We start from the raw sequence: 10,975 nt of genomic DNA, 5'->3' as shown, positions 1-10,975 counted from the left end.
GTGCGGCGGCGAGGACGACGCCGGTGCGGGCGCGGACGGCCGGGTCGGTGACGTCGAGTCCGGTCTCGGCGAGGCGCCGGTCGAGGGCGTCGAGGAGCAGCGGGGACGGCCCGAGGACGTCGGCGACCGGGATGGCGGAGCCGGCGGCGCGGAGGGCGGCCGGGATGTCGTGCTTGGCGTGGTAGGCCCGGTTGAGCAGCAGCGGGACGGCCACCGCGTCGTCGAGCCGCCCGACGACCTGCGGGATGCGCGGCGCGCAGTGGTCCAGGTAGGCGGTGGCGACGTCCAGCCCGGGGCGCAGCGCCCGCACCTCCTGGACCAGTGCGGCCACGGTCGCGGCGTGCCGCGGGTCGCGGCTGCCGTGGGCGATCAGCAGGAGGGCGGGCATCGGCGTCGGCCTTACTTGGCGGCGGCCAGCAGGCCGCGGTTGCGCAGCACCCGGCGTTCGACCGGGGTGAAGACGAGCAGTTCGATGGCGATGCCGACGAACAGGATCAGGATGATGCCGAGCAGCACCCCGGACATGTCGGAGAACTCGCGCTGGTCCTCCAGGAACCGGCCCAGGCCCCGGCCGAGGTCGGGGGAGGAGGCGACGAGTTCGGCGGCCATCAGGGAGCGCCAGGAGAACGCCCAGCCCTGCTTGAGGCCGGCCAGGTAGCCGGGCAGCGCGGCGGGGATGAGGACGTGCCGGGCGCCGGTGAGGCCGGTGGCGCCGATGGTGCGTCCGGCGCGCAGGAACAGCGGCGGCACCTGGTCGATGCCGGCGATCAGGCCGTTGGCGATGGAGGGGACGGCGCCGAGCAGGATGACCGCGTACATCATCCGGTCGTTGATGCCGAGCCAGATGACCGCGGCCGGCACCCAGGCGACCGAGGGCAGCGACTGGAGGCCCTGGAGGACCGTGCCGATGGCGGTGCGCACCGGCCGGACGCGGGCGACGACCAGCCCGATCGGGGTGCCGATGACGACGGCGAGCAGGAAGCCGGACAGGCCGCGCCAGACGCTGGTCCAGATGATCGAGAACAGCGTGCCCTGGTACCAGAGGTCCTGGGCGGAGTGCCACACGTCGGTCGGGCTGGGCAGCTTGTAGGCGGAGGTGAGGTGCAGGCTGTACGCCCCCTGCCACAGGGCGAGCACCACGAGGACGCCGATCAGCGGCGGCAGGGCCTTGGTCCGCAGTGCCTGGCCGAGCGAGCCGCGCTGGGCGGAGACGGCGTCGAGGGCGTCCAGGCCGGCGCCGACACCGGCGGTGTCCGTGGCGGCGGCCTTGTCGGTCTTGTCGGCCTTCTCCAGGACCGGGGTGCTGTCAGTGCTGGCCATGGCGACGGATCTCCCCACGCAGTTCTTCGGTGATCTCGATGGACAGGTCGGCGACGCCGGCGGATTCGATGCGGCGCGGCTGCGGCAGGTCGATCCGCCACTCGCGGGCGACCCGGCCGGGGCGGGAGGAGAGCAGGACGACGCGCTGGGCCAGGCGCACGGCCTCGCGCACGTTGTGGGTGACGAACAGGACGGACAGCTGCCGCTCGGCCCAGATCCGGGTGATCTCGTCGTGCAGCACGTCGCGGGTGATGGCGTCGAGCGCGGCGAACGGCTCGTCCATCAGCAGCACCTGGCTGCCCTGGGCCAGCGCGCGGGCCATCGCGACGCGCTGGCGCATGCCGCCGGACAGCTCGTGCACGCGCTTGCCGTACGAGCCCTTGAGGCGGACGAGTTCGAGCAGGCGCTCGGCTTCGGCGCGGCGCTCGGCGCGGGGGACGCCGGCCAGCTTGAGGGCGAGTTCGATGTTGCGGCCGGCGGTGAGCCAGGGGAACAGGGCGTGCTCCTGGAACATCAGCGCGGGCCGGCCGCCCGGCACCTCGATGGCGCCGGCGGTGGGCTGGTCGAGGCCGGCGACCAGGTTGAGCAGGGTGGACTTGCCACAGCCCGAGGCGCCGAGCAGGGTGACGAACTCGCCGGGCGCGACGTCGAGGGTGATGTCGTCCAGGACGTGGGTCTGCGCGCCCGGGCGGCCGAAGGACTTGTGCACGTGCGAGATCCGGACGGCGGGTGCGGCGCCGCCGGCGCCGGCGCCGGCGGCGTCCGCCGAGGTGGTCAGTGCCGGGGTCATCCGGACACCTCCTGCGTGAGTGGTCTGGCTGAGGGCTGGCGGAGCGGGGGCCGGGGCCCGGCCCCGCCCGTCCCGGTGGGCATCGATCGCGGATCGACCGGGTGGGCGGGGGTCCGGACCGCGGAGTCGGGGCGGACTCGGCGCCGCGCGGTGCTGTTCGGCGCCGGGTGGCGCTACTTGGCGCCGAGTCCGGCGTCCGCCACGGGGCCCTGGCCCTTGGCCGCGAGCACCTTGTTGAGCAGGGTGAGGTCGTAGATGCCGTTCAGGTTGGCCCCCGCGCCAGCGGAACTTGATTTGGGCAGCTTGAGGAGCCCGGCGGTGACGGCGTGGTCGGCCTCGGCCTGGAGGGTGTTCGCCAGCGGGTCGTCGAGGAAGTCGATGTCGGCCCAGGCGGGGTCGAGGATGGCCGGCTCCAGCGCGTTGCCGGCCTCCTTCTTGATCGCCTCGTTGGCGTCGGCCTTGGCCTTGTCCGGGTTGGCCTTGATGAAGGCGTTGGTGTTCACCGAGCCGCGCAGCACGGCCTCCACCACGTCCGGGTGCTCCTTGAGGAACTTCTGCGAGACGATGATGTTGGTGATCACGAACTTCTTGTCCGGCCAGACGTCCTTCTCGTTGAGCAGGACCTTCGCGCCGAGGGTGACCAGCTTGGAGGCGGTGGGCTCGGGCACCCAGGCGCCGTCGATGGAGCCCTGCCGGTAGGCGTCGGGGGTGACCTTGTTGTCGGTGCGCACCACCGAGACGTCGCCGGCGCCGGACGCCGCGTCGACCTTGAAGCCCTTGCCCGCCAGGTAGTTGAGCAGCGCCACGTCCTGGGTGTTGCCCAGCTGCGGGGTGGCGATCTTCTTGCCCTTGAGGTCGTCCAGCGAGGAGATCTTGTCCGGGTTGACCACCAGCTTGACCCCGCCGGAGGCCGAGCCGCCGATGATCTTCAGGGACTGGCCGTCGGACTTGGTGTAGCCGTTGATCGCGGGGGAGGGGCCGATCCAGCCGATGTCGATGGAGCCGGCGTTGAGCGCCTCGATCTCGGACGGGCCCGCGTTGAAGACCTGGGTCTTGATCTGGGTGGCGCCCAACTCCTTCTGGAACAGCCCCTCCTGGAGGCCGACCAGGGCGGTGCCGTGGGTCAGGTTCGCGAAGTAGCCGATCTTCACGGTGTCCGCGGACAGCTTCGCGCCGGAGGCGCCGGCCGAACTGGCGGCGGAGTCGGCGCCCGCCTTCTTGTCGTCCGCCTTGGAGCCGTAGCTGCACGCCGACAGCAGGGTCACGGCGGTCAGGCCGGCCACGGCGGCCACCGCGGAGCGTCTGATCCGGCCGGCGTTGGGGCGGGCATGGGTATGCGAGGGGGCCAGGTTCGGTGCCATGGTGAAGTCCTGTTCATCGACGGACCGTCGGGAGGCGGTCTCGGGGACGTGGCGGTCGCCCGTCGGGGCGGCCGGGGGTCGCAACTCAGCGCTGTCGGCCCGCACATCGGGTCAGGCCGCCCTGGCCGCTGCCGAGGACGCCGCTGCCGATGCGGCCGCCTTCCTTGTCCATGTCCGAGAACGCCTCGCTGGGCATCAGACCCAGTCCTCCTCAGCGGGTTCGGTGGCGCGTACGGTCGCGAAGGCCTCGCCCGCCATGCCGGCGGTGAGGGTGGTGCCGTCGGCCGGGTCGATCAGCAGGAACGAGCCGGTGCGGCGGTTGTCGCAGTAGGCGTCGAGGGCCAGCGGCTCGGCGGTGCGCAGCACCACGTGGCCGAGGTCGTTGACGTTCAACCCCTGGGCGCCGGAGCGCTGTTCGAGGGTGTCGATGTCGATGCGGTAGGTGATGTCCTTGACCAGCGCGCGCACGGTGCGGGTGGTGTGCTTGAGCAGGACCTTGTCCCCGGCGCGCAGCGGGCGCTCGTTGAGGTGGCTGACGGTGGCCTCGATGTCCCTGGTGGGCGCGGGGATCACGCCGGCCGCGATCAGGTCGCCGCGGGAGACGTCGAGGTCGTCGGCGAGCCGGACGGTGATCGACTGGGGCGCCCAGGCGAGGTCCGTCTCGCGGCCGAGCGCGTCGATCCCGGCGACAGTGGTGGTGTGGCCCGAGGGCAGCACCGTCACCGGGTCGCCGACCCGCAGCACGCCGGAGGCCAACTGCCCGGCGTAGCCGCGGTAGTCGGGGTGCTCCTCGCTCTGCGGGCGGATCACGTACTGGACGGGGAAGCGGGCCGGAGCGGCGTCCGGGTCGCTGCCGACCGGGACGGTCTCCAGGTGCTCCAGCAAGGTCGGGCCGCCGTACCAGTCCATGTGCGCGGACGGCTCGACGACGTTGTCCCCGGCGAGGGCCGAGATCGGCACGGCCACCACGTCGCCCACGCCGAGCGAGGCGGCGTAGGCGGTGAACTCCTCGGCGATGGCGGCGAAGACGGGCTCGGCGTAGTCGACCAGGTCCATCTTGTTGACGGCCAGCACCACGTGCGGCACCCGCAGCAGCGCGGCGACGGCGGCGTGCCGGCGGGTCTGCTCGACGACGCCGTTGCGGGCGTCGACCAGCACCACGGCCAGTTCGGCGGTGGAGGCGCCGGTCACCATGTTGCGGGTGTACTGCACGTGCCCGGGGGTGTCGGCGAGGATGAACCGCCGCCGGGGGGTGGCGAAGTAGCGGTAGGCCACGTCGATGGTGATGCCCTGCTCGCGCTCGGCGCGCAGGCCGTCGGTGAGCAGCGCGAGGTCGGGCGCGTCCTGGCCGCGGTTCAGGGAGGCGCGTTCGACGGCCTCCAGCTGGTCGGCGAGCACGGACTTGGAGTCGTGCAGCAGGCGGCCGACCAGGGTGGACTTGCCGTCGTCGACGGATCCGGCGGTGGCGAAGCGCAGCAGCGACGTGGCGGTGGCTTCCTGGGTGGTGCTGGTCATCGTTAGAAGTACCCCTCGCGCTTGCGGTCTTCCATCGCGGCCTCGGACAGCTTGTCGTCGGCCCGCGTCGCGCCGCGCTCGGTGAGGCGGCTGGCGGCGATCTCGGCGATCACGGCCTGGATGTCGGTGGCGTCCGAGTCGACGGCGCCGGTGCAGGACATGTCGCCGACGGTGCGGTAGCGGATCAGCCGCCGCTGGACGGGCTCGTTCTCCTTGGGGCCGCCCCACGCGCCGGCGGTCAGCCACATGCCGGCGCGGGCGAAGACGTCCCGCTCGTGGGCGTAGTAGATCTCCGGGAGGTCGATGCCCTCGCGCTCGATGTACTGCCAGACGTCCAGCTCGGTCCAGTTGGACAGCGGGAAGACGCGCACGTGCTCGCCGACGGCGTGCCGGCCGTTGTACAGCGACCACAGCTCGGGGCGCTGGCGGCGAGGGTCCCAGGCGCCGAACTCGTCGCGCAGGGAGAACACCCGCTCCTTGGCACGGGCCTTCTCCTCGTCGCGGCGCCCGCCGCCGAACACCGCGTCGAAGCGGTTCGTCTCGATGGCGTCGAGCAGCGGGACGGTCTGCAGCGGGTTGCGGGTGCCGTCCGGGCGCTCGCGCAGCCGGCCGTCGTCGATGAAGTCCTGGACGTGGGCGACGTGCAGGCGCAGGCCGTGCTCGGCCACGACGCGGTCGCGGTAGGCGATCACCTCGGGGAAGTTGTGCCCGGTGTCGACGTGCAGCAGCGAGAACGGCACGGCGGCCGGGTGGAAGGCCTTGAGCGCCAGGTGCAGCATGACGATGGAGTCCTTGCCGCCCGAGAACAGGATCACCGGGCGCTCGAACTCCCCCGCGACCTCGCGGAAGACGTGCACCGACTCGGCCTCCAGCGCGTCCAGGTGGGACAGCGCGAAGGGGGTGTCTTCGTGGGTGCGGACCGGGCCGTCGGTCGCGGTGGTCATGCGAGACCCCTCTCGGTCAGGAAGGCGTGCAGCTCGGCGGCGGACTCGGCGACCGCGCGGCCCTGCGTCTGGATCCGCAGCTCCGGCTTCTGCGGCGCCTCGTACGGGTCGTCCACGCCGGTGAGGCCGGCCAGCTCGCCGGCGGCCTGCTTGGCGTACAGGCCCTTGACGTCGCGTTCGGCGCACAGCTCGACCGGGGTGGCGACGTGGACCTCCAGGAACTCGGTGCCGGCCGCCGCGTGCCGCTCGCGCACCGCGGCGCGCGAGTCGGCGAACGGGGCGATCACCGGGGCGAGCACCTTGACGCCGTGGGCGGCGAGCTTCTCGGCGACGAAGCCGATCCGGGTCACGTTGGTGTGCCGGTCCTCGCGGGTGAAGCCGAGGCCCTTGGAGAGGAACTCGCGGACCTCGTCGCCGTCCAGGACCTCGACCCGGTGGCCCTCGGCGCGCAGCCGTCCGGCCAGCGCGAAGGCGAGCGTGGTCTTGCCCGCGCTCGGCAGCCCGGTCAGCCACACGGTGGCGCCGCGCTCGCAGGGGGCGGCCGCGGGGGCCGCCTCCGCGGCTCCGTCGGCGGCCCGGGTGTGAGCTGTCACAGTCTCAAGTCCTTCGTCGGTAGTGGGGGGTGGGTCAGAGGTGGATGCCGCACTCGGTCTTGCCGGAGCCGGACCAGCGCCCGGCCCGGGCGTCCTCGCCCTCGGCGGGCTTGCGGGTGCAGGACAGCGGCGAGCAGCCGATCGAGGTGTAGCCCTCCCACAGCAGCGGGTTGAGCAGCACCCCGTGGGCGGCGACGTAGGCGTCCACGTCCTCCTGCGTCCACCGGGCGATCGGGGCGATCTTGACCTTGCGGCGCCGGGCGTCCCAGGACACCACCGGGGTGTCCGCCCGGCTCGGGGACTCGTCGCGGCGCAGCCCCGTCGCCCAGGCGTCGTAGCCGCCGAGGCCGCGGTTGAGCGGCTCGACCTTGCGCAGCGAGCAGCACAGGTCCGGGTCGCGGTCGTGCAGGTGCGGCCCGTGCTCGGCGTCCTGCTCGGCCACGGTGCGCAGCGGCCTGAGGGTGATGACGTTGACCGGCATGGTCGCGGCCACCGCGTCCCGGGTGCCGATGGTCTCCGGGAAGTGGTAGCCGGTGTCCAGGAACACCACGTCCACGCCGGGGAACACCGAGGAGGCGAGGTGGGCGACGACCGCGTCCTCCATCGAGGAGGTGACGCAGAAGCGGCGGCCGAAGGTGTCGGCGGCCCAGGCCAGGATCTCCTGGGGCGTCGCCTCCTCCAGCTCGCGGCCGGCCCGGACGGCTATCTCCTCGTAGTCAGTCGTCGCGCTGGTCACCGGACGAACCCCCGTCGGTCGCAGTCGAGTTGGTCGCAGTCATGATGGCCGCGTTCGAGGCGTTCGAGGCGGTCGGGGCGGTCGGGGCCGAGGCGGTCGGGGACAGCAGGCCGAGGAACTTCAGCTGGAAGGCGCGGCGGCACCCGTGGCACTCCCAGGCGCCGTGTCCGACCTCGGAGGGGCGCAGGTCCTCGTCCCCGCAGTACGGGCAGAAGAACGGTGCGGCACGCTCGCTCACGACAGCTGCTCCTCGCCGGCCCGGGCCGCCCACTGGGCGAAGCGCTCGCCCTCGGTGCGGTCGGCCTGGTAGCGGGTCAGGACGCGCTCGACGTAGTCGGGCAGGTCGTCCTTGGTGACCTTGAGGCCGCGGACCTTGCGGCCGAACCCGGCCTCCAGGCCGAGCGCGCCGCCCAGGTGCACCTGGTAGCCCTCGACCTGCTCGCCGTTGCCGTCCGGGACGAGCTGGCCCTTGAGGCCGATGTCGGCGACCTGGATGCGGGCGCAGGCGTTCGGGCAGCCGTTGATGTTGATGGTCAGCGGCTCGGCGAAGTCCGGCAGGCGCTTCTCCAGCTCGTCGATGAGCGTGCGGCCGCGCTCCTTGGTCTCGACGATGGCGAGCTTGCAGTACTCGATGCCGGTGCAGGCCATGGTGCCGCGGCGGAACGGCGACGGGGTGACCCGCAGGTCCAGCGCTTCCAGGCCGGCCACCACCGAGTCGACCTGGTCCTCGGCGATGTCGAGGACCAGCATCTTCTGTTCGGCGGTGGTGCGCAGCCGGTCGCTGCCGTGCGCGGCGGCGAGGTCGGCGATCTGGCCGAGCAGCCGGCCGTCGACCCGGCCGACGCGCGGCGCGAAGCCGATGTAGTACCGGCCGTCCTTCTGCCGGTGGACGCCGACGTGGTCGCGCCAGCGGCCGCTGGGCTCCTGCGGGGCGGGGCCGTCGACCAGCCGGTACGCGAGGTACTCGTCCTCCAGTACCTGGCGGAACTTCTCCACGCCCCAGTCGGCGACCAGGAACTTCAGCCGGGCGCGGTTGCGCAGCCGGCGGTAGCCGTAGTCGCGGAAGATGCCGATGACGCCGCCGTAGACGTCGGCGACCTCGTCCAGCGGGACCCAGGCGCCCAGGCGCACGCCCAGCTTGGGGTTGGTGGACAGCCCGCCGCCGACCCACAGGTCGAAGCCGGGGCCGTGCTCGGGGTGGACCACGCCGACGAAGGCGACGTCGTTGATCTCGTGCGCGACGTCCAGCAGCGGGGAGCCGGAGACGGCGGACTTGAACTTGCGCGGCAGGTTGGAGAAGTCCTTGTTGCCGATGAAGCGCCGCTGGATCTCCTCGATGGCGGGGGTGCCGTCGATGATCTCGTCCTCGGCGATGCCGGCCACCGGGGAGCCGAGGATGACGCGCGGGGTGTCGCCGCAGGCCTCGGTGGTGGACAGGCCGACGGCCTCCAGCTTCTGCCAGATCGTCGGGACGTCCTCGATCCGGATCCAGTGGTACTGGACGTTCTGGCGGTCGGTCAGGTCGGCGGTGTTGCGGGCGTACTGCTCGGAGACCTCGGCGATCGCCTTCAGCTGGGCGACGGTCAGCCGGCCGCCGTCGACCCGCACGCGCAGCATGAAGTACTCGGCGTCGAGCTCGTGCGGCTCCAGGATCGCGGTCTTGCCGCCGTCGATGCCCTCCTTGCGCTGGGTGTACAGGCCCCACCAGCGCATCCGGCCGCGCAGGTCGGCGGGGTCGATCGAGTCGAAGCCCCGGTGCGCGTAGATCGTCTCAATACGTGTCCGTACGTTGAGACCGTCGTCGTCCTTCTTGAACTGCTCGTTGGCGTTCAGGGGGGTGAAGTGGCCCATGCCCCACTGGCCCTCGCCGCGGTGACGGGTCACCTTGCGAGGCGCGGCGGGGCGTCGCGCGGCGGCGCGGTCGGCCGTGGGCTCGGCGGTCTCGGGGGTGGTGGCCATGGTGAAGTCCTTCGGGGCAGATGGCTCTGACGCCGGGTGGGTCGCTGGGGGTGCGCGGCGGTGCGGTGCTGCTGTGACCTGCGGGTATTCCCAGGGCCGGGGAGAGCAGTGACCGTGGCCGGCCGGGCGCCCGCGCGTCCGCTCCAGCGGGGACTGCGAGGTGGGTGGCGCCCGGGTGCGGTGATGCGGCGGGGTGGGCTCAGATCGCCGGACAGATGGCGCTGGACACGCGAAGGAGATCGACGTGGAGTCGACCAACTAGGGTGGTTCCGGCGCTCGGCATGGCAAGAGATTGGCACGGCGCGGGACTTGCGGTCCACTAACATCCGGATGGTGGACGCTGATGTTTCGTTATGTGAGACAGTCGGGGATTCCCGCCGCTCCCCGCCCCGGCGCCCGTCCACGCGCCCGTACCCCGGGGGAGATCAACCGCGCGGCCCCGGCCCGATACCGTTAGACCCGTGCAAGCAGCAGGCGAGACGAGCAGACCGAACCCCGAACGGCCCTCCCGGCGCCGGGGCAAGGGCTCCCGACGCGCGGCCAAACAGGCCGCCTGGCGCCGTACGGCGTGGGAGCTGGTCAAGGACACCACCAACACCTGCGTCGAGTACCGGGTCACCGGACTCGCCGCGGAGGCGGCCTTCTTCACCCTGCTGTCGATCCCGCCGCTGCTCCTCGGCCTGGCCGGCACCCTCGGCTACCTCGACGAGTTCCTCGGGGCCGGCACCATCGACCGGCTCAAGCACGACATCGTCTCGGCCTCCGGGACGGTCCTGTCGGACTCGTCCGTCAAAGAGGTCGTGGTGCCGCTGCTGGACCAGGTCTTCGCCCATTCCCGGCCCGACCTCGTCTCGATCGGCTTCCTGCTGTCGCTGTGGTCCGGCTCCAGAGCGCTCTACATCTTCATCGACACCATCACCGTCATGTACGGGCTCGACGGCAAGCGGGGCATCGTCAAGACCCGGCTGATGTCCCTCGGCCTCTACTTCGGCGCCCTCGTCATCAGCTCCCTGGTGCTGCCGCTGCTGATGGCCGGACCCGGACTCATCGAGAACGCCGTGCCCGGCGTCGCCGGACTGGTCGGCGCCGCCTACTGGCCGGTCGCCATCGTGCTGCTGATCGTCTCCCTCACCACCCTCTACCACCTGGCCGTCCCCGTCTCCACTCCCTGGCGCGAGGACGTCCCCGGCGCCCTGGTCGCCCTGGTGGTGCTGGTCGTCTGCAGCGTCGCCCTGCGGATCTACCTGGTCAGCTCGGTCGAGGTCCCCTCGGTGTACGGCTCGCTGGCCGCGCCGGTGGCCGTACTGCTGTGGATCTTCGTGGTCGCCCTGGCCGTCCTCATCGGCGCCGCCATGAACGCCGCCATAGACCGCCGCTGGCCCACCCTGGAGACCGCCGACGCCCGCGCCGAGAACGAGCGCGCCCAGGAGGAGGCCGCCGCCGCCGTGGTCCGCGAGGTCGCCGCCCGGCGCGCCGCCGAACGGGCCCGGCGCGCCCGCGAACTCGGCCTCGCCGAAGGCGCCGAGGAGGAGTGGGGCGAGGAGGACGGCGACGACGTCGACGTCCCCTCCGAGTACCCGGAACGCTGGGCCGACGTCCTGGCCGCCGACAACGTCCGCGGCCGCCTCACCGCCCGCGGCGGGCCCCACCACCGCCCGGGGACGCCCCCGCCGGACATCTACCGGCCGGCGGGGCAGCAGCCGGAGCGGCGGGCGCCCGACTACCCGCCCCGGCCGCCGTGGGAGCAGCATTAGCGC

At 72.5% G+C, this 10,975-nt stretch carries 12 protein-coding genes; 1 reads left to right on the top strand and 11 read right to left on the bottom strand.

Translation table 11 applies throughout. The features are described 5' to 3' along the window. From ACFV6I_RS32300 to ACFV6I_RS32250, 11 genes are all read right to left on the bottom strand, one after another. On the bottom strand, positions 1-388 hold a 388-nt coding region (locus ACFV6I_RS32300; RefSeq protein WP_380429159.1), incomplete at its 3' end, for a sirohydrochlorin chelatase. Positions 389-399: 11 nt separating this feature from the next. After that, positions 400-1,320 (bottom strand): ABC transporter permease, encoded by a 921-nt coding sequence (locus ACFV6I_RS32295; protein WP_380337848.1) that lies wholly within the window; start codon positions 1,318-1,320, stop codon positions 400-402. After that, positions 1,307-2,110, bottom strand: coding sequence for an ABC transporter ATP-binding protein (locus ACFV6I_RS32290; protein WP_380429156.1), 804 nt, complete (start codon positions 2,108-2,110; stop codon positions 1,307-1,309). Before ACFV6I_RS32290 ends, ACFV6I_RS32295 begins: the two co-directional genes overlap by 14 nt. 173 nt (positions 2,111-2,283) lie before the next feature. Next, complete coding sequence (locus ACFV6I_RS32285; RefSeq protein ID WP_063351024.1) at positions 2,284-3,471, bottom strand: aliphatic sulfonate ABC transporter substrate-binding protein; 1,188 nt, start codon at positions 3,469-3,471, stop codon at positions 2,284-2,286. A gap of 195 nt (positions 3,472-3,666) precedes the next feature. After that, on the bottom strand, positions 3,667-4,986 hold the full coding sequence (locus ACFV6I_RS32280; RefSeq protein WP_380429153.1) for a sulfate adenylyltransferase subunit 1: 1,320 nt from the start codon (positions 4,984-4,986) through the stop codon (positions 3,667-3,669). Positions 4,987-4,988: 2 nt separating this feature from the next. Further along, positions 4,989-5,930: a sulfate adenylyltransferase subunit CysD gene (cysD, locus tag ACFV6I_RS32275; protein ID WP_063347098.1), complete on the bottom strand. Its 942-nt coding sequence runs from the start codon at positions 5,928-5,930 to the stop codon at positions 4,989-4,991. Continuing rightward, the gene (gene cysC / locus ACFV6I_RS32270) at positions 5,927-6,523 is read right to left on the bottom strand and encodes an adenylyl-sulfate kinase (protein WP_380429150.1); all 597 of its coding nucleotides are present in this window, start codon (positions 6,521-6,523) and stop codon (positions 5,927-5,929) included. Before cysC ends, cysD begins: the two co-directional genes overlap by 4 nt. Before the next feature lie 34 nt (positions 6,524-6,557). Next, entirely contained in the window at positions 6,558-7,259 is a 702-nt protein-coding gene (locus tag ACFV6I_RS32265; protein ID WP_363368686.1) for a phosphoadenylyl-sulfate reductase, read from the bottom strand. Then, a complete protein-coding gene (locus tag ACFV6I_RS32260; protein ID WP_380429162.1) occupies positions 7,240-7,497 on the bottom strand; it encodes a hypothetical protein in 258 nt (85 codons plus the stop codon). The genes ACFV6I_RS32265 and ACFV6I_RS32260 overlap by 20 nt, the downstream gene beginning before the upstream one ends. Then, positions 7,494-9,218: a nitrite/sulfite reductase gene (locus ACFV6I_RS32255; protein ID WP_380429147.1), complete on the bottom strand. Its 1,725-nt coding sequence runs from the start codon at positions 9,216-9,218 to the stop codon at positions 7,494-7,496. Before ACFV6I_RS32255 ends, ACFV6I_RS32260 begins: the two co-directional genes overlap by 4 nt. A 199-nt stretch (positions 9,219-9,417) precedes the next feature. After that, a complete protein-coding gene (locus ACFV6I_RS32250) occupies positions 9,418-9,501 on the bottom strand; it encodes a putative leader peptide (protein ID WP_347878562.1) in 84 nt (27 codons plus the stop codon). A 178-nt stretch (positions 9,502-9,679) separates the two neighbouring features. On the opposite strand from ACFV6I_RS32250, the gene ACFV6I_RS32245 reads away from it, so the two are divergent. Beyond that, complete coding sequence (locus tag ACFV6I_RS32245; protein WP_380429144.1) at positions 9,680-10,972, top strand: YihY/virulence factor BrkB family protein; 1,293 nt, start codon at positions 9,680-9,682, stop codon at positions 10,970-10,972. Positions 10,973-10,975 lie beyond the last annotated feature (3 nt).

It is taken from the genome of Kitasatospora sp. NPDC059803 (assembly GCF_042732255.1).
Classification (GTDB): Bacteria; Actinomycetota; Actinomycetes; order Streptomycetales; family Streptomycetaceae; genus Kitasatospora.
This window is presented reverse-complemented; position numbering and strand designations above follow the sequence as displayed.